The 18,986-nt window shown below is 36.2% G+C and carries 20 protein-coding genes; 9 read left to right on the top strand and 11 right to left on the bottom strand.

Annotated elements, in window-relative coordinates; all coding sequences use genetic code 11:
• Window positions 1–18: 18 nt before the first annotated feature.
• The 6 genes from VCM44_RS09665 to VCM44_RS09640 form a co-directional block, all read right to left on the bottom strand.
• Window positions 19–1,053 (bottom strand): peptidogalycan biosysnthesis protein, encoded by a 1,035-nt coding sequence (locus tag VCM44_RS09665; RefSeq protein WP_334678683.1) that lies wholly within the window; start codon window positions 1,051–1,053, stop codon window positions 19–21.
• Window positions 1,053–1,700, bottom strand: coding sequence for a DsbA family protein (locus VCM44_RS09660; RefSeq protein ID WP_334678682.1), 648 nt, complete (start codon window positions 1,698–1,700; stop codon window positions 1,053–1,055). Before VCM44_RS09660 ends, VCM44_RS09665 begins: the two co-directional genes overlap by 1 nt.
• Complete coding sequence (locus VCM44_RS09655) at window positions 1,693–2,130, bottom strand: disulfide oxidoreductase (RefSeq protein WP_115363862.1); 438 nt, start codon at window positions 2,128–2,130, stop codon at window positions 1,693–1,695. Before VCM44_RS09655 ends, VCM44_RS09660 begins: the two co-directional genes overlap by 8 nt.
• Window positions 2,131–2,190: 60 nt before the next feature.
• The gene (locus tag VCM44_RS09650; RefSeq protein ID WP_334678681.1) at window positions 2,191–3,180 is read right to left on the bottom strand and encodes a ParB/RepB/Spo0J family partition protein; all 990 of its coding nucleotides are present in this window, start codon (window positions 3,178–3,180) and stop codon (window positions 2,191–2,193) included.
• 110 nt (window positions 3,181–3,290) lie between these two features.
• Entirely contained in the window at window positions 3,291–4,097 is an 807-nt protein-coding gene (locus VCM44_RS09645) for an SDR family NAD(P)-dependent oxidoreductase (protein WP_334678680.1), read from the bottom strand.
• Window positions 4,045–5,310, bottom strand: a complete 1,266-nt coding sequence (locus VCM44_RS09640; RefSeq protein ID WP_334678679.1) for a methyltransferase — start codon at window positions 5,308–5,310, stop codon at window positions 4,045–4,047. Before VCM44_RS09640 ends, VCM44_RS09645 begins: the two co-directional genes overlap by 53 nt.
• Before the next feature lie 48 nt (window positions 5,311–5,358).
• Here VCM44_RS09640 and murD point away from each other — a divergent pair, with 48 nt between their 5' ends.
• Entirely contained in the window at window positions 5,359–6,666 is a 1,308-nt protein-coding gene (gene murD, locus VCM44_RS09635) for a UDP-N-acetylmuramoyl-L-alanine--D-glutamate ligase (protein ID WP_334678678.1), read from the top strand.
• On the opposite strand, the gene VCM44_RS09630 is transcribed toward murD, so the two are convergent.
• The 3 genes from VCM44_RS09630 to VCM44_RS09620 are packed head-to-tail and all read right to left on the bottom strand — an operon-like array spanning window position 6,659 to window position 8,257.
• Complete coding sequence (locus VCM44_RS09630; RefSeq protein ID WP_255509259.1) at window positions 6,659–6,781, bottom strand: hypothetical protein; 123 nt, start codon at window positions 6,779–6,781, stop codon at window positions 6,659–6,661. The genes murD and VCM44_RS09630 overlap by 8 nt on opposite strands.
• Window positions 6,782–6,833: 52 nt before the next feature.
• Entirely contained in the window at window positions 6,834–7,646 is an 813-nt protein-coding gene (locus VCM44_RS09625; RefSeq protein WP_334678677.1) for a matrixin family metalloprotease, read from the bottom strand.
• A complete protein-coding gene (locus VCM44_RS09620) occupies window positions 7,643–8,257 on the bottom strand; it encodes a hypothetical protein (RefSeq protein ID WP_334678676.1) in 615 nt (204 codons plus the stop codon). The genes VCM44_RS09625 and VCM44_RS09620 overlap by 4 nt, the downstream gene beginning before the upstream one ends.
• A 106-nt stretch (window positions 8,258–8,363) precedes the next feature.
• Between VCM44_RS09620 and VCM44_RS09615 the strand changes: the two genes are divergently transcribed.
• Window positions 8,364–9,485, top strand: a complete 1,122-nt coding sequence (locus VCM44_RS09615) for an aminotransferase class V-fold PLP-dependent enzyme (protein ID WP_115363849.1) — start codon at window positions 8,364–8,366, stop codon at window positions 9,483–9,485.
• A gap of 342 nt (window positions 9,486–9,827) precedes the next feature.
• Entirely contained in the window at window positions 9,828–10,658 is an 831-nt protein-coding gene (locus VCM44_RS09610; protein ID WP_334678675.1) for a hypothetical protein, read from the top strand.
• A 37-nt stretch (window positions 10,659–10,695) separates the two neighbouring features.
• On the opposite strand, the gene VCM44_RS09605 is transcribed toward VCM44_RS09610, so the two are convergent.
• Complete coding sequence (locus tag VCM44_RS09605) at window positions 10,696–12,615, bottom strand: ABC-F family ATP-binding cassette domain-containing protein (RefSeq protein ID WP_334678674.1); 1,920 nt, start codon at window positions 12,613–12,615, stop codon at window positions 10,696–10,698.
• A 141-nt stretch (window positions 12,616–12,756) separates the two neighbouring features.
• Between VCM44_RS09605 and VCM44_RS09600 the strand changes: the two genes are divergently transcribed.
• Genes VCM44_RS09600 through VCM44_RS09575 form a run of 6 tightly spaced genes read left to right on the top strand, consistent with a single transcriptional unit; the run spans window position 12,757 to window position 18,559 of the window.
• Window positions 12,757–13,911 carry a hypothetical protein gene (locus VCM44_RS09600; RefSeq protein ID WP_334678673.1) on the top strand — a complete coding sequence of 385 codons (1,155 nt, stop codon included), beginning with the start codon at window positions 12,757–12,759 and terminating at the stop codon, window positions 13,909–13,911.
• 23 nt (window positions 13,912–13,934) lie between these two features.
• Window positions 13,935–15,371, top strand: a complete 1,437-nt coding sequence (locus VCM44_RS09595; protein WP_120404682.1) for a phytoene desaturase family protein — start codon at window positions 13,935–13,937, stop codon at window positions 15,369–15,371.
• Window positions 15,372–15,390: 19 nt separating this feature from the next.
• A complete protein-coding gene (locus tag VCM44_RS09590; protein WP_334678672.1) occupies window positions 15,391–16,131 on the top strand; it encodes an SDR family oxidoreductase in 741 nt (246 codons plus the stop codon).
• Window positions 16,131–16,547, top strand: a complete 417-nt coding sequence (gene fabZ, locus VCM44_RS09585; RefSeq protein ID WP_334678671.1) for a 3-hydroxyacyl-ACP dehydratase FabZ — start codon at window positions 16,131–16,133, stop codon at window positions 16,545–16,547. The genes VCM44_RS09590 and fabZ overlap by 1 nt, the downstream gene beginning before the upstream one ends.
• Window positions 16,548–17,330: an enoyl-ACP reductase FabI gene (locus tag VCM44_RS09580; protein ID WP_334678670.1), complete on the top strand. Its 783-nt coding sequence runs from the start codon at window positions 16,548–16,550 to the stop codon at window positions 17,328–17,330. It abuts the gene before it with no gap.
• A gap of 41 nt (window positions 17,331–17,371) precedes the next feature.
• Window positions 17,372–18,559 carry a hypothetical protein gene (locus VCM44_RS09575; protein WP_334678669.1) on the top strand — a complete coding sequence of 396 codons (1,188 nt, stop codon included), beginning with the start codon at window positions 17,372–17,374 and terminating at the stop codon, window positions 18,557–18,559.
• Here the strand turns inward: VCM44_RS09575 and VCM44_RS09570 are convergent.
• Window positions 18,552–18,986 carry a hypothetical protein gene (locus tag VCM44_RS09570; protein WP_162929590.1) on the bottom strand — a complete coding sequence of 145 codons (435 nt, stop codon included), beginning with the start codon at window positions 18,984–18,986 and terminating at the stop codon, window positions 18,552–18,554. The two genes, VCM44_RS09575 and VCM44_RS09570, sit on opposite strands and share 8 nt — an antisense overlap.

Genomic DNA, 18,986 nt, shown 5'->3' with positions numbered 1-18,986 from the left:
CCAAAAGTATCGACGTACCTACTTCTTAAAGGGAAGAAGCTCATTTAGTTTTTGATGATAACGTTGCACTTGTTTATTCTGGTTTAGTACATGTTGTCTAAGAGCTTCGTGAATCTGAGTATTCTTTAAATGATGCCAGGATTCAATTTCCACTGGACGAAATCCTCGGTAAAGTTTTTGTTCACCTTGTGCGCCGGCCTCAAATATTCTAAGCCCTTTATCTATTGTGTATTCCATTCCCATGTAATAACACATTTCAAAGTGAAGAAAATCAAAACTGCTTTGATAAAGAGGATGAATTCCCCAGTAGCGTCCATAAAGCTTTGTCTCTGATTCAAAGAACATTGCCATGGCAATAATCTCATCTTCTTTACTTGCAAGATAGGCCAGGTGGAAGAAGCAATTATCTAATTCTTTAAGTCCAATAAAGAACTCTAACGTTAAATAGGGGTAAGCTGACTTCTTATCGATGGTTGTTAAATAGATTCCATAGATCTGCTTAAGTTCTTCTATTTGTAGATCTCTTGCGTCTACTTTCTCTATTTTAAGCTCGTATGCATCACAAGTTCGTCTTTCTTTCTTTATATTCTTTCTTTTATTCTTTCTTAGTTTTGAAAGATAATCTTCAAAAGAGTCATATTCATTTATGAAGTGATATTGAGTCGTGACTTGTTTAAAGAAACCTAAATCCTCTAATTGTGTGTATTCCTTGTCAGTAAAATAATAGTGCTCACTTGAAAAAGGAGAGTTTTGATAAAACTCAAATGATTCTTTTAAAAGATCTGAATCAAGATTTTTTGTGAATTTACTATTATTAACAGGTGTAAAAGGAATAGCATGAATGAGTTTGGGGTAATATTCAAGGCCCATTCTGTAATAAAGGTCGGCCCAGGCCCAATCAAATATATACTCACCGTAACTATGATCTTTTACATATGAGATAAGAGTGTTGTCATTTTTAGTTAGGTGAACTGGATGCCATCCTCTCTGAGGAGATGCACTCCCACTGTCTTCTATGATTTTGAGAAAGTGGGAGTTAGCAAAGGTATGCATTATTTTTCAAGCTCTTCCTTAACTTGTAGTTCAAGTTGGTTGTAACTGAAACTCTTTAATGGTTTCCCATTGATAAAGAAAGTAGGGGTACCACGTACTCCAAGTTTCTTTCCATCTTCCATGTCTTTTTTTACAATCTCCATGAATTTTGGATCGTGCATATCTTCTTTTACTTTTTCAATGTCTAGTCCCTCAATTGTTGGAAGATAATTCCAGATGAGATCTGGTCTTGGGTTGTGATGATTTCCCCAAGCTGGTTGACTTTTAAATAAGACACCAAGAGTTTCCCAGTATTTGTCTTGCTTTCTTGTTGCCTCTAGAATTGCAATGGCATAACTTGAATTCTTGTGAAAGGCCGCATAACGAACCACAAGTCTTACTTGTCCTTCGTACTTTGCCATAACATTTTTAACATATGGATAAAATGCGCGACATGATTCACACTCTGGATCAAGAAACTCTACGATTGTAACAGGAGCATCTTCAGGTCCCATTGATGGGGCATAGTCTGGAACAAAGAGTTTATAATTTTCATTAGCTTGCATACCAAGCTTCTTACTTTGTTGTTTTTTGTAAACTGTTGTTGCGATAGCAAAGATTGCAATAAGAGCAATCACAACACTGATGATTTTGTAATTCTTATTCATTTGTTGTCCTCATTGATTTTTTATTTTTGTAATATATTACTAGAGTTATTAGTAAAATTGTAAATGCCATAAGTGATAGAAATGGAATGGAAATAAATCCAAACCAATTTATCCATTTTGCTGAACATGGTACTCCACTTAAACAAGGTGAGGCACTTTCTGGTATAATTTCCCATTGAAGAAGATTGTGATAAACGGCAATGGCCCATCCAATGACAGTGAAAGGAATACTTGTTTTCATGCAATAGTGTTCTTCATCGTAGACGCCAAAGAGAAAAATTATAGCAAGGGGATACATGGCCACTCTTTGGTACCAACAAAGTGAACAAGGAGTGAATTCCATAATAACACTAAAGAATAAGCTTCCTACTGTTGCTATCATAGCAACAATCCAGGAAATAAAAATGAGATTTGAGTTTTGTTTTTTCATAAATTTACCTCTGGTCTATTTTGTCTAAAAAGTATGACATTGACCAGAGGTAAACGTTTATTAAAGAGTGTATTCTGGTGTGAATTCTTGTGCGCCTTCTTCTAAGACTACTGGAGTTGACTCTGAATGATCATCTTCATCAATTGACTCAGTGCTTGTCATGCTACCTGTCGTTCCCATTTTAAAAAAGTGGTTCAGGTTTTCTTGCAGTTTTCTCATCTCTTTCATGATTGAGTCTGCTTCTTTACCTTCATAAGTTAGCTCTTCTAGAAGAATTCTCGTTAGATTTTTATTTAGTCTCTTAGAGAGATTTCTTAGATGTGCATATTCTTTTGGAAGTGGAATCATTGTTTCAATTTCTTGATTTGCTTCTTCAATTCCACCACGTTTTGCAGCTGTGATAATTTGCTTTGCTTCCTTTACTGTTTTGTCAGCAATCATTGGAAGGATCTTCTCTTGTGTTTCTTTATCAAGCTTAATGATCTCATTTGTTTGGCTAGCGTTTAAGTGGCCAAGACGACGGGCCTTCTTAACATGTTCTGAAGCAAGAGCGTCTCTTTTGATTGCACCTTTAATAACGCTTTTAGAAAGTCCTGTTTTTTGGGCAGTAACAGCTGCAAAAGAGTCCATATCTTGCTCTTCTTGAGCTTTTTCAAGTTTCTTCTCTTCAGTCGTTGTTGCGATTTTATCAACTTCAATTTTTGTAGCAGTTGGATTTAATTCTTCATAGATTTCGCGACCACGGTTAAGACACTTCTCAAACTCAAGTTTATCAAGTGGCTTTCTAACAAGGTTTTCATCAATTGAGATAAGTTCTTGCTCTAGGCTCTTTCTATCAACAACGTGAACTGGAATATCAGTGATTCCTAGCTCTTTTAAAGCTGTATATCTTCTTGCTCCTGCAAGTAATTCGTTTTCTTTATTAATTGTGAGAGGATTAATTAGTCCAATACTTTCGATACTATTCTTTAATGTTTCTACATCTGTCTCTGTTCTAAGGTACTGAGAATTTAATTTGATTTCATCAATATTGATTGTGGTAGTTTGCATTTATGTCCCTCATAAAATTAATTATATGAATAATCGTGTGTGTTGTGTGAAGGCATTTTAAGGTGCATTTTTAATTCTGACTAGATCTGACAGGTATTGTAAGAAAGTATTTAGTATCCGCGCCCCGTGTTAACTCTCTCAATTATGCGTAATGACACTTTTGTGGGGAGCGTCGTTAAAAGTGATTTGAAAATTCTATTGAATCTGCCAGGAATGATAAATGGTGATTGTTTAGAAAGAGCATTCAATGTTTCCTCAACAACCTGTTTTGGCCAAATACCTGAGAAGTGTTTTTTCTCTTGTTTACCTTGATTAATTCGAAATTGAGTATAAACGAGTCCTGGGCAAACAGAGATAACAGTTTTATTCGTTCCAATGAGATCGCGATAAAGAGCAAGGGAAAAAGAGTGAATCATGCTTTTTGAAGCAGCGTAAATGCATTGTCTAGGAACAGGGAAGAAAGCATAAAGAGAGGCCACGTTAATAATCTGTAATTGATCATCTTGTTTTAAGAAGTGATGTGTCAGTCTCATGGGCACTTCAACGTGAACTCTTTGCATGGCAATTTGTTTTTCAATATCAGTATCTTGATATTTACCAGCTACTCCAAAACCTGCATTATTGACGAGGTAATTAATTGGAGTTGTTACTTCTTTAATTAAAAACGAGCTGGCATCATCTTCTATGAGGTCTTTAACTATAACTTTGCATTCAACGTGATACTTATCTTGATAGGTCTTTGCGTTTGCACTTAGTTTTTTGCTATTTCTGCCGTGAAGGTAGAGATTGATTCCAGCACTTGCAAAGTAATTAGCAAAGGCCTCACCCATCCCAGTTGTGGCACCTGTTATAAGAGCGAACTTCTTATTCTTTGTCATAATACCAGATTCCCATGTTACGAGGTGATTCTTCTTCATCAAAGAAGCTCATAAGCTTGGCCTCTTTATTCATCTCTTGTAACATCATAACACGATCAATAAGGATGTATAGCTCAAGTGCTCGTCCAAATTGCCAGCGAATAATATCGCAAAGAAATAATGTCTCTAGAATATCTTCATGCTTTTTTAAATACTCTTCAAATTCTTCATCTGAAAAATTTATTGGTATATTATTTTCGTGGCACTTTGATTTTGCATAGGTTGCAAAGTCACCAAGATAAAGCCTTTTATGTGCATCACCAATAGGCATAACTTCTTTGTCTTGTCCGTAGATGTCATCAATATAAAATTGTAAGCAGTAGCGATAGTATTTAACTTTTCTTTTTTGCTCAAAATCTTCATAGGTCATGCTTTGATGACCTCTGGTCGCAAGAGTGCAGCTATCGCGTCCAAACTCAAGTGGATTATTTTCTTTGGCAAAGTTTGAGAGGTTAATATCACTTTTAGGTGTAAGCTTATTATAGCAGCAACCGAAATTTAGCATTCCACTGCTTTGATGTTTCGCTGCAACCTGCATATGTTTAACAGCAAGTGGCCCGCAAGTATGAAGGCCTAGTGAAAATGAATTATCGCAAAAGATTTCTTCATTCTTTTCATCTGCTAAATCGACTGAAAAGTCATGATTGATAAATTGGACATTCTTGTGACCTTGCGGCTTAGGGAATTTTTCAAGTCTCTTTTTCCCTATCTCTTGAAACTCTGGATTTATATCAAGACTGATCATATCCATGCCAAAGTAGTAGGCTAGAGTTCTACTAAGGTGGCCAACTCCTCCGCCGATATCAACAACATGTTTAAATTTGATCTCTTTATTTTTTTGTAAGTTCGTGAGGAAGTTTGCAATAGTTAGAATCTCGTATTGCTTCTTTCCCTTAACTTTGTGAAAGGCCCAGCTTGGAAGCTTCTCAATTCCGGCCGTCATCTCTTTATCAATGACCTCAACTTCTTCTAAGCTCTTTAGTGAATTAAATAGATCTTTTAAGTCTGATTCTGGAAGTGAGTCATAAATTCTTTTGCAATCAACTTTGAATTGTTCTTGAGCTGTTATTTCTCGTAGTGGTGCAATGAGCTTTTTAGGATAGACTTGATCTAATTTTCCAGCACGGAATTGATCAATAACTTCTCTTTGCCATATTTCACTATATGGCCGTAGAATGTTTATAATAGAAGTAAATTGCTGCTGGTAATTCATCACGTTATTTATAGCATGACTAACCACCATTTAAAACGGGACTTTTCTATGATTATTAATGAATCTCTTAATCCATATAATAAAATCGCAGTTGTAGGACTTGGTGTTTCAGGTCGCTCGGCCCTTCGCCTTCTGACATTTCTTGAAAAGGACGTTTATTTAGTTAATCAAGGTGAGGTTGAGACTTGGCCAAGATATGAAGAGACAAGAAGTATTCTGGGCAAGGTGGAGCAAGAAAATTCAAATGAGCTACTAAAAGAGATGGATTTGATTATTTTATCTCCAGGAATCTCTAAGGATATTGATATCTTTGATGGTGTTACATGTCCTATTTGGTGTGAAATTGAACTTGCTTATAAATTTGCTGATGCTCCAATTCTGGGAGTTACTGGAACTAATGGAAAAACCACTGTTGTTAGCTTTCTTGCAGAGTGTGCAAAGTATGATACGACAGGGGATTACTTCATAGGTGGCAATATTGGTGTGCCTTTTTGTGATTATATCTACGAGCGTATGAGTGGTGAAAGAGAGCAGGCCCAGGGAATTATCCTTGAGCTTTCAAGCTTTCAGTTAAATCTCATTGAGGAATTTCAATGTGATGTGGCCGGACTTTTAAATCTCACTTTTAGTCATGGCGAGCGCTATCATAGTATCGAAGAATATGGACTTGATAAGTATGAAATCTTTAAGAATATGCAAAATGGTGGAGTGGCCTATTATCCAAGTGGCCTTCCTGTGGCAATTCCATATGAGATGAGAAATGGCCATGCACTAGATCTTGATATGAAAAAGATTATCTCTGAATTATCTTCTTATATCGATGTCTCAAAACTTAAAATATTTGGTGAACACAATATTATCAATACCTACTTCGTCTACCTCTTGTGGGATGCTTTTACAGGTAATATCGATGCTTTTAAAGGTGCTTGTGAGAGCTTCCATGGTGTTGAGTATCGCTTGCAATTAATTAAACATGAATCTGATCAATACTTTTTTAATGATGCAAAATCCACTAATTGGGATTCTACTTGTATTGCAGTTAAAGGAGTTGAAAACTTAGGTAATGTGGATCTTATCATTGGTGGTCAATTGAGAGGCGAAGGTGATAATCAGCTTTCTCGCTTAGATGAATTCAAGAATGAGATAAGAAAGATTTACTTTTTTGGTGAGTCTGGAAAGATTTTAAGTAATGAATGCCGTGAAATTGATTGTGAGTATTATGAGAATTTGGATGATGTGTTTAAAGCTGGATTTGAAGCAAAAGTAATTCTCTTTTCGCCGGCCTTTCCTTCATTTGATCAGTATCTGAACTATATCAAAAGAGGTGAGCACTTTACGAAATTAACGCTTACTTAAGAACAGAGATCTTAACTTCATGTGGTTTGGTATCTCTCATATTGTCAGCAATTGCGACTTTAAATAGAAAAATGATAAGAATACCTAAAATAAATTTTCCTGACTTTGATTCCATAATGTGATTATCGGCACTTACTGTTTGAATCTTTAGAAAAAAATTTAACTTCTTAACAAATTTTTTCTTGATTCGTAAATCTTGTTATTATTAAACTCAATAATAACATGATAGCACCTATGAAAAAACCACCGGAAGGCTTTGCAGGAGACTGTTCAGACATGTTTGTGCCCTCAAGCTTATCATCGATCTGCTTATCGATTTGCTCAATTGTTCCACACATTGGAATTTGCTCTTTAGGGTAGAGGTAAGTCGCTCCGTCCCAATCGTCTTCTCCAATAGTTTCTCGCCCTGTTAGGTTTCTAAAATACATGAGTGAGTCCTCAAGCTTTGAATGACCTAGACCAAAAGCGTGACCGATTTCATGAGCAAAGAGAGCAATCTTCTGAGCACGAGTTTGCTCATTATACTTAGTTCCAGAAATATCATTAATTCCGATGACTGAGCCAACAATTGTTGCACCACTTAGATTATTTGGAAGGGTTACTGCCAGAATTCCAACTGAAGTGAAAACATCAGTATTGCCGTTACAGACAATAAGGATATCTCTATTTGTATCTGGTACTTGAGTTGAGCAGCCAGCTGATCCAGCATTACAGATTCCATTTGTCGTATAAGCGCTGTCAACAGTTTGAATATTGCCACCTTTTAAATGAAGGCTACTTGTTGAAATTTTATTCCAGTAATTACTTGCTGCTATTTCTACCATATCCATAATTTCATCGGCGCTGTCTGTGATATTTGAGCAAGCATTGTCTGCAACGTGAACTCTAATTTCAGGATCTGCAAAGCGAATAGGTATATTGGCATTGATAGTAAAGGCCTGGGCGGAAAAAGCTAAGATAAAGCTTAAAAGTATTTTCATTTCTTATTACCTAGTGTGTAATTAATTGAGAGCCCATAGCTAAATGCACGCTCATCACCGTCTTCAATATTAAAGGCACTAATTTGGCCATTGATAAAAATGTCCTTATTTAACAGATAGTCACTTCCTATCACGAGAATATTGTTAACGGCCGTTTGGATATCTGAAGGTGTATTATATTGTTGAGTTGAATTACCATTTCCAAGGGTCTGGACCTCTCCATCCATTTTTGTATAAGTAAAAAAGAGTCCGGCACCGGCCTGAAGCCTAAAGTCACTAATCATATGTTCAATTAATGCCTGAAGCCAAAGATTGGTTACTGTGACAGCATCATCTGCACCTTCTTGAGGAATTGTTAAGCCTATTTCAAGGATTAACTTCTTATCCCAATAAAAGTCTGAGCGGTAATTGGCGCGAAGATATGGATTGAAATCAAAATAATTTCGTCCACCGTCAAGGTCCTTTTGAACCTTTCCAACGTACTTTGTCATATTTCCTATACCTAGAGAGAACTCACCAGGTATATTGTATATTTGTGCATTTGTTTGATTTGTTACGAGACTTGTCATGAAAAAGACAAAGCATGCAACTGTTAAGGTCAACTTTTTCATGACACAATTGTTAAGAAGAATTTATTATTTGGCAATATGTTATTGTTTGCAAATGGTGTGAATTTAATTAAAATTGCCGTAATGACTATTAGAAAAGGAATTTAATATGTTCGAAAATTATAAAGTACCATCAGAACTAGTACCAAGTGACCCACGCTTTGGTGTCGGGCCATCTCTTATTCCAACAGAATTTATCCAAAAGCTTGCTGATACAAAAGCTGAACTTCTTGGAACATCACATAGAAAACCAGCTGTGAAAAATCTTGTTAAAGAAATTCAAGATGGACTTAGAAGTTTTTATAATCTACCGGAAGGTTATGAAATCGTTATGGGTAACGGTGGAGCAACTTTTCTCTTTGATATGATTGGACTTGGTCTAGTTAGAAAGAAAAGTGTTCACTACACATGTGGAGAGTTTTCAAATAAGTGGTATAAGTCACATAACTTAATTCCTTGGATTGAGGCCGAAGAGATTGCAAGTGAATATGGACAAGGGTGTGAGCCTCAGGATCACGCTGACGCCGACATGGTTTGTTTTACACTTAATGAAACTTCAACTGGTGTGCAAACAACAACAATCCCAACAGTTAGTGAAGATACTCTTGTGGCCGTTGATGCAACTAGTGGAGCAGGTCAAATTCCTTTAGATTTATCAAAGATTGACTGCTACTTCTTTTCACCGCAAAAAGTATTCGCTTCAGAAGGTGGATTGTTTGTGGCCATCATGTCGCCAAAGGCACTAAAGCGTGCTGAAGAAATTAATTCAAGTGATCGCTATATTCCAGGAATTATGAATTGGAAGACAGCGATTGATAATTCAGTAAAAAATCAAACTTATAATACACCAAGTATTTCAACTCTTTTCTTCCTTAATGAGCAAGTAAAGCTTATGAACTCACAAGGTGGACAAAAGTATGCCGTTGAACATGCAAATAAAAAAGCTGAGTTAATTTACGGATGGGCAAAAGAGGAAAGCTTTCTTGAAGCATTTGTTCAAGATGAGAAGTATCGCTCAACATCTGTTGCAACGATCAATCTTGATGAGAAGTACGATGCCAATGCACTTGTAAAAGTTCTAGAAGATCAAAACATTGCAAATGGAATCAACTCTTATCGTAAGCTTGGTAAGAATCAATTTAGAATTTCTCTCTTTCACAATGTGAAACTTGAGGATCTTCTAAAGCTTACAAAAATTATTTCAAATGCTATTAATGAAGCATCCGCATAATTGACTGGCCAAGACCTGTCTATTGTATGCGGTGCTTGGCCATTTAGTCTTCAGCTAGAAAGTAATGTCGAGAGGTGTGCGTTTATGCACACCGGTTCGTCTACTGGCCAGAGTCAAAAGATTTTTTCTCTTCAATTACGAAAGTTTTCAAACAAGTCTTTTAAGATAAACAGTGTAAAATCAAGAGGCTTTCACTGTTATTATCATATTTTCTCAAGTTGATTAATCTGTTCAACTTTTAATCATAATTTGTCGATTAATAACCATGATTCAATATATCAATCACAAAAGGATACTTTGTCTTTATGCAAGGTTAATGAATATAGAAGTTGAGGTATTTTAGTGAATAAAATTATAATAGTCAGTTTAGTTACTTGTTTATGTTCTAGCATCTACGGACTTGATCTTTTGTATGGAACTTTTAAGAGGCAATTCTCTGGCAACATTAAAGTTCAAATCAATAAAGCTGAGTCTGAATACAAAGCTAGATTAGATAAAATTAAAAAGTATTATGATTTCGTCTTTAAAGACTGCGGAGAAATTCGTCAAAAAAATGGGCTCTTTGACTATAGTAATAAATGTTGGCAGCGACAACGAAAAATATTTGAGAAGAAATACGGTGATAGTCTTGGTTATGCTCTTAATAAGGTAGAGTTTGTTAGTCGAAAAATTAAGGTTGCTGATATATATGGTAAAAGTATCGAAGGACAGTCCATAGGGGAATTTGGTGTTGAGCTAGTTAAGGAAGCACGCGGAGTGAAGTCAAAATTTGCTAAAGTTTATGTAAGTCTAGAGAATGGGCATTACTCTGATTTTGTATTTTTTTATGGAGTTGTGGAGAAATTTGAAAATGGACGCGTGAAACTTTTATCGAATCAAGATATGTGGATAAGCGTTGATGATATGAGAGAGGTGTTTAAGTTTAAAGACGATGTATTTAAACTTACAAGAGAAGAGTTAAGAAAAAAATATACATTTGCTGGGAAAAGTTTAGGTTGCAAAGGTGAAAAGTTTGCATGCGTAGATAGTTGTGGCGTTGGTAAGGTGAAGGATGATCATGTAATTATGTATCTTGAGAGTGATGATGACTTATTAGACGATGACAAGGTAATGATTAATGAGTTGCTAAATTCAAATGGTGAGTTTGCTTGTTATGTAAACTTAATCCTCTAGTTAGAGTTTATCGTTTGATTTGTGAATCTAGCTCTTATTACGAAAGCTTTTCAAAACAATCTTCAATCTTGGCATTAAGGTCGGACTTCTTCTGGTTTAATCCTGCAATGAGTTGGTTTTTTTCTTCATCCATATTGGAATAGTCAAACTTTGAAAGTAGCTCGTCAATCTTTTCAATCTGGCCTTCAAGCTCCATAATTTCTTCTTCAATCTTTTCGACTTGAACGTCGTTAAGCTTTGGAGTCTCCTTAATAGAAGGTGCGGCTATTTCTTCTTTATTTGAAGAAGGCCCTTGCGATTGTTTTTCTAGGTCGCGCTCCATTTGTCTAGCTTCAAGATATGGGCGAACAAATGTGAATCCACTTGAGAATTTTGTGACGGCCTTGTCTTCAATGAGCCAAACACGATTGGTAATATTTTCTAAGAACGACCTATCGTGAGAGATGATGATGACCGTTCCTTGGAATTCGGCGAGTTTTTGCTCTAAGATTTCAATCGACTCAATATCGAGGTCATTTGTCGGTTCATCAAAAATCCAAATATCAGCTTCATTCTTAAGGTTTAGTGCAAGTTGCAGACGATTTAATTCTCCACCTGAGAAACTTGAAAGAGGCCTATGAAGTTCTCCGCGATCAAAGAGGAAGTTTTGAAAGTAGGTCGCAACGTGTATCGAGCGTCCACTTTTAAAGTGAATAAAGTCTTCACCTTCACCAAGTAGATCATAAGGTGACTTTGAAAGATCAAATTCATCTCGTTTCTGAGAAAAGAGACAAACCTTTAGATCATCTGCTCTTTTTATATTTCCTGCGCTCGGGTTAAGTTTTTCGGCAACTAATTTCATAAGAGTTGATTTTCCAACCCCGTTTTCACCTAGGACTCCGACCTTGTCGCCTTTAAAGATTGAAAGGTTTACCCCTTTAAATAGCACTTCTTTATTATCGTAACCAAAATCCACATCTTTGAATTGTACAAGCTGCTTTGTTTTTCGATTACTGTCATTCATTGCTAGATCAAGCTTTGAGCGGGCCTGATCTTTTAGTTTTTGAACTTGCTTTGAAAGATCATTGAAGTCTTCAACGCGTTTTTTTGAGCGAGTTCGACGGGCCTTAACTCCTTGTCTCATCCAAGCGGTCTCTCGCCTGAGAGAGTTCTTAAGCTTTGTTAGAGAGTTAAGACGTAGCTCTTCTTGAGTCTTTGTATATTCAAGATACTCTGCATATGTTCCTTTAAAAGGAGAAACCACTCCAGAGTGGATATTAAAGATCTTTGTAGTAACTTTTGAGAGAAGGTAGCGGTCGTGGGAGATGATCACGTGAGTTTTATTGGACTTCATGATCTCATCTTCAAATTGCTCAATTGTTTCAAAGTCTAAGTGGTTTGTAGGCTCATCCCAAAGAATGAGGTTCTCTCTTGCAGTTAGGCCCAGGCTAAGTTGAACTTTCTTTTGCTCTCCACCTGAGAGACCTTTAACTTTCATTGAAAGATCAGTAAGGCCAAAGGCCTTGATATAACTTTCGTAATTATTTTTGAGATCCCAATACTTCTTGTGTTCAAGCTCTTCCATAATTTTGTTCTGCTCAGTAAGTCCTTTCTCTGTTGAAAGATCAAGTGAATCAAGTTTATTATTTAGAACTTCAAAGTCACGATACTGAAAGTAAAAATAGTCTTCAATAGTGATGTCTTCATTTGGAAGAGTGAAATTTTGGTCGACTTTAAAGACACTGAATTCCATCGTTGGACCTTGTGAAGCCGTGGCCTTCTCAAAGGTAAATGGGGGAGTCGATGTATCTGGCGCGATCTCTTCATTTATAATTTTTAATAGAGAAGACTTACCCATTCCATTTAGGCCAATGAGTCCGATTTTATCACCGTGCTCAATATAGAATTGTGCGTTATTGAAAATGACTTTCTGCCCAAAGGCGAGATTTATATTTTTTAAGTTACATAGTATCGACATTTCATAAATCTATCCTATTTTTAACTGTTTGGCCCAAAAAATTCCCGTCAATTCCTAGCCGAAATGTGGCCGTTTAGGTATGATATCGCCTCTTACAACACACATATCCAACGACTACAACAGTTCGTGAAGGGGAAAGATATGAGAAAATTATTTAAATTGGCCATAGCATCTCTAACTTTACTGAGTGCACAAGCAAATTATGAACTTTTAGCTAGTTCAGGTGAATATAATTATAACCTACCTCAGCAAACTTTTTGGATCAGTACATCACTTCGTATGATGAATACTGGTGAAGTATGTTTCTCAATGGGGGGAGCTGCTGGTGGAATTTCTGGTTACGCTTTTCTTTGTGGCGACAATGGTGACAATATGAAGCGCTATCTCGTTCCACAAAATGAAGCAGTAAGTGATTTCTACTTATTTGATGATGGAAATACTGGTGATAAGCATATTGTTTTTGCTCCAAATAACGGTTCAGAGCACCTTGGAATTTATACATTTAATTTAAGAACGGGTAAGCGTCTTGAGCATGAGAACTTCGAAGGACAATTCACAGGTCTTTCTGGCGTTGCCATGAATGAAGAAGATGTACTTGTTTATCGTCAATCATTTGGTGGTAAAAGAGCAAGAATTGTTATGCGCAACTTAGATGGAGAAAATGATCTCTTTTCAAGTTTCTCTAAGGATATTGGATATGTATTTACGCCTCAAACAAGCGGGAATTACGTATTAACTAAAATTAGAATGGGAAGAGGAATTGCTGAGAATCAACCAGATCGTCTCTACCTATACAATATGAAAAAGGGTGCAAAGCAAATCGTTATGCAAGATAAGGATGGTCAACCTTCTTCAAAAATTACAAAGATCATGAATACTTATACAGTAAACCACAATGGTGATATTGCTGTATGGACAGAAACTGAAAATGGAACGCAATTGTATGCTTCTAATAAAGGTATCTTAAAATCAGTTCTTACTATTGGTGATGAAATTACAAAGTATGATGCTTTCTCTCCATCAATGAATAATCTTGGTGATATTTTAATTCGTGGATACGACAAAAAGAACAATGCTGCGATTTTTGCTTATGTCGATGGCCAGTGGTCAAAAGTTATTGGTGAAGGTGATGTGATTGAGATGAATGGTGTTAGCTATGAAGTCGCAGATGCTACAACTTCTCCATTTGTCCACGCTCCAAGAATTAATGATAATCGCGTCGTTGCATTTATTGTTTATGTTGTGAATAAGATGACAAATAAACTAACAACAATGGTTTTAAAGAAACAATTATAACAAAAAAGAAAGTATAGAGAAAAATGGCATTACTTAAGAAAAAAGATCCAATTACTAAGTTTTATGACGTTATTATCGTAGGCTCAGGGCTAGCGGGGATGACGGCAGCAAATAAATTAGCAAAAGATGGAAGAAGTGTTCTTCTTCTTGAGGCACATAATAAACTAGGTGGCTTTGCTACATGGTTTAGACGCCCAACAAATGAAGGTGAAAGACATATCTTTGATATTTCTCTTCATGGTTTTCCTGCGGGGATGATCAAGACTTGTCGCCGTTATTGGTCAAAAGATATTGCAAATTGTATTGAGCGAGTTGATAAGATTCGCTTTATTAATCCGCAATTTGAAATCGATACTGATTTCACTAAAGAAGATTATATCAACATCTTAGTTGAGAAATTTAATCTCTCTCGCGAGCATGTTGTGGGCTTCTTTGATGAATTACGTGCCATGAACTTCTATGATGACGAGGCCATGACTAATGGACAATTATTTGAGAAGTATTTTCCAGGGAGAAACGATGTAGTTCGTTTCTTACTAGAGCCAATTGCCTATGCTAATGGATCAACTCTTGAGGATGAGGCCATCACTTTTGGAATCGTTTTTTCTAACTTCATGAATAAGGGTGCCTATATCTTTAGAGGTGGAACGGATAAGCTTATTGGTATGATGAAAGATGAGCTTCTTTCTAATGGCGTTGATATCAAACTCCACACTAAGGTTGATGAGATTCTTGTTGAAGATAATCAGGCCAAGGGAATCCGTGTTGGAGACGAAAAGGTTCTATCTCGATCAGTTATCTCCAACTCTGCGCTTTTTAATACAATCTTTAAAATGACTCCTAATGCAAAATATTCTCAAGAATTTGCTAAAGATGCCAAGGCCGTAAGAGTAAATTCTTCTTCTTGCCAGGTATTTATGGGACTTAAAGAAGGTGAGTCAATTCCAAATATTGGTGAGCTCATTTTCTATTCACGCTCTGATCATTTTGATACTGACTTACTTCTTTCACCGAAGGCGCACTCTCAAACTTTTTCAATCTACTATCCAGATATGAGAAAGCATATGAAACAAAAATATGCTGTTGTTTCGAGTATCAATGCTCGTTATGAAGACTGGATGAACCTGAGCGAAGAAGAGTATAAAGAGCGTAAGGAATACTTAAAGAATAATGCTCTTGATACGATGGAGACTCTTGTTCCTGGGTTTAAGGATAAGGTTGAGCATGTGAATGTATCAACTCCAAAAACAGTTGAAAAATACACTCATCATCACTTTGGTTCTTCATTTGGAACAAAGTTTGAAGGGCTTGGTGTATCAAAAGAGCTTCCAAATCAGGTGAAAGGTCTCTTTCATGCAGGCTCTGTTGGAATCATTATGTCAGGTTGGCTAGGTGCTGCTAACTACGGTGTTATCGTAGGACATGACTTAAATACTTACTTAGATAATACAGAAGAATAAAATTTTAAAAGGAATAAATATGTTTGATTTTAAAGATCAAGTTGCAATTGTTACAGGTGGAACGCGCGGAATTGGACGCGGGATTACGGAGTCTTTTTTAAAAAGCGGTGCTCGTGTTGTTGCTACCTATGCTGGAAACCACGATGCTGCCAATGCTTTTAAGGCAGAACTAGGTGAGTTAGGTGAAAACCTCTATCTGGAAGCCTTTGATGTTTCAGATGCTAGTGCTGTTGAAGAATTTTGGAGTCGCATGAATGAACAATTCGAACAAATCCATATTCTTGTTAATAACTCTGGTATTCGACGCGATAATCTTTCACCGATTATGCCAGATGAAGATTGGGCAAGAGTTCTTGATATCAATCTAACGGGAACTTTCCTAATGACTAAAAGAGCAGTTAATCATTTCCTATCAAAAAGATATGGAAGAATTATTAACATGAGCTCTGTTGGTGGAAGCCTAGGTCTTCCTGGACAAGCAAATTATGCTGCTTCAAAAGCTGGCCAAGTTGCCATGAGTAAGTCGATTTCTAAAGAAGTTGGAAAGCGTGGAATTACAATTAATAACGTTTGCCCAGGTTTTATTGAAACTGAATTAATTGCTGATCTTCCAGCTGAGCAAGTGAAAGAATATAAGAAACAAGTTCCTTTAAAGAGATTTGGTAAGGTTGAAGAAGTTGCTCACGCTGTGCAATTTCTAGCATCAAAAGAAGCCGCCTATATCACAGGTGCATCACTTGAAGTAACAGGTGGCCTATAATGAGTTTTGATGTAAAAGAACTTATCCCACAAAGGGAGCCATTCTTATTTGTTGATAAGATCATTGAACGCCAAGAAGGTGAAGTTGATAAGATAATTACAAGCTATCAAGTAACTGGTGAAGAGGACTTCTTTAAAGGTCACTTCCCAGGAAATCCTGTTATGCCTGGTGTTCTTCTTCAAGAAGCAATCTTTCAAAGTGGTGCATGCTTAATGGCATCAGGAAGTGAAAGTGGCCTTGGAGTTGTTGCGAAAGTCTCAAATGCTAAGTTTAAGAATATGGTTCGTCCTGGAGATGAGCTTATTATGGAAGTTGAGCTTCTAGATCAACTTGCTAATGGTTATTTCTTTAAAGGAAGAACTAAAGTAAATGGTAAGACCGTTCTTGCTATTGAATTTACATGTGCAAAGGTTTAAATGAGTTTTTTAAATTTTGAAAATAAATTATTTCTAATAACTGGTGTTGCTAATAAGAAGTCTGTTGCATACTTCAGTGCAAAGACAATCATTGAAAATGGTGGAAATTGTGTCTTTACTGTTCAAAGTGAAGAGCATCAAGCAAAGCTAAAGAAGCTATTTCCTGAGTCTAAAAGCTATATCGTTGATGTGACAAAAGAAGAGCAAATTAAAGAATTAGCAATTAATCTAAAAAATGATGAAGTTAAACTCGATGGTATGCTTCATTCAATTGCCTTTGCAAATCTTGCAAATCCTAAGCCTTTTCATGAAACATCTTGGGAAGATTTTGCTCAGGCAACACAGATCTCTTCATTTTCACTTGTGCAGTTATCAAATGAATTGGCTGCATTATTTGAACACGAAGCTTCTGTTGTAACGATTTCAATCTCGGATACGAAGGCCACTTCATATGGTTATATGGGGCCAATTAAGTCGATGCTTGAGACAACGTGCTCATATCTTGCAAAGAGCTTTAGTGAGTTTTCACAAGTTCGCTTTAATAGTGTTTGCTCAGGGCCTTTAAAAACATCAGCTTCAGCGGGAATCCCTGGCTATATTGATAATTATATCTTTGCTGAAAAGCTTACCATGAGAAAGCAGGCCTTAAAAACTCAAGAAGTTGCCAATACAGTTGCCTTCTTACTTTCAAATGCTTCAAGCGGTATCAATGCCACTGGTGTTCTTGTTGATTGTGGGATGAAGTCGAATCACTTTGACCAAGAAGTGGTTTCAGGAAAATAGTTCTAATATATATTTAATTCTATAGGGGTTATAATTAAGTTATGAAAAACTTTTTTATGGCCCTTTTTACTTTTTGTATAATCCCTACAACCTACGCTAACGATGCTGTGAAGTCATATTGCAAGAGCGTCTCTTTTTCTAAAGATGACTCTATCTACAATGAAATAGCAAAGTTTAAGGCCGATATGGCAAATGCTAAAGAAGTTGCCGCGGTAGCAGATGAAGCGCTAAGTAATCTTATTGCTAAAAAAAGTCCAGTTGTGACAAGTTGGATTAAACGCCGAAAGCTTGATGTTAATGATCCTATTAATGTCGCAAGACAATGGCGTCTTTACTATGTTGATAATATCGTCCTATCTTCTGGGACATTTAGTGAAAGGCCAAAGGTTATTCAAAAACTTGTGGATTCTGAAATGAGTGAAGTCTTTTCTAATCTATACACAAAAGAGAAGAAATCATTGCTTAAGAAGTCATTTGACATAGCAAAACGTGATGCCATAAATGTTTTAAAACTTCTCATAGGTAAAGATGAAGCTTTTAAAGAAATCAAAGAGCGCATCGAGAAGATTACCATATTTACCCCTGAAAAAGTTATTGGTACAAAAGTTGAAAAGGCCCCTCGTGACTTTCTTGAGTGGGGTTTTGCTTATGATCCAAATTCAAATCAAATTAATGTCGGTTTAGATGGACTAAATTTTGCTTATCCTAAGTATCAGGCAAGTCTTGTTAGTCTTATGGCCCATGAGATAGCGCACTCATTTGATAGCTGTCGCTTTTCAGGTTTTTATAAGAATAAGAATCCATTCACTAGTATACAAAGTTGCTTAAGAAATACTTCGAGTGTTGGTGCTAAAAAACGTGATGACTCGCAATTGGCCTTTCTTGTGCAAAATAATATTATTAAGAAGGAAGTTGCCCAGAATCTCTTAGCTAATCCAACTTGTAATCGTTCACTATACCCACTTCCAGGAAAACAACGTGATCAATTAGATGAGATCTTTGCTGATTGGTTTAGTGCTGAGGTTGTTGCCTTAAGTGGAATAGATTTAAAAAACCTTAGAAGTGAACTTTGTTTAGAAAAAGATCTAAGTAAGGGCTCATCATATATTTCAAACGAAAAACGTTTAGCAGGAATTTACTTAACTCAACCAACTATCGCCAAGAAAACATCTGGCTTCTTAGGTCTTCTTGGAGGAAAAGATACAGGTTTTAAGTATTGTTCTAATTAGCCGGCTTTTGCAGATACTTTTCAAAAACTTGAATGCGGTTGAGAATCTTATTTGATAAATCTAGTAATGATTGATCGATATTTTGTTGGAGATTTCTAAAGTCTGCCTGCATTTTCTTTGTATCTTCATTATGCTTTAGTTCTAGTTTATTTAGTCGATCTTCTATAATGGCAAGTCCATCTAAATTTGTTTCTTTTTTCTTTAATTGCTCAATTTCTTTCTTCAGTGACTCAATCTCTTTTTTCATCTTATCATCCATGCCGGTTTTAAGATCAGAGATTTCTGAGCGAATTTTCTTCACATATTCCTCTAATGCAGTAATGCGAAAAATCTTTGCATTTCCTGGCCCAGAGTCAAATTCTTCAAGCTCAGCAAAAGCAATTTGATTGATAGAAAATATTAAAAATAAAACAATAGTAAACCTCAT

The sequence above is a fragment of the Halobacteriovorax sp. DPLXC-1 genome (genome assembly GCF_036903125.1).
In the GTDB taxonomy this organism is placed as follows: Bacteria; Bdellovibrionota; Bacteriovoracia; order Bacteriovoracales; family Bacteriovoracaceae; genus Halobacteriovorax_A; species Halobacteriovorax_A vibrionivorans.
The sequence above is the reverse complement of the archived record's forward strand: the minus strand, read 5'-3'. Positions and strand labels throughout refer to the sequence as shown.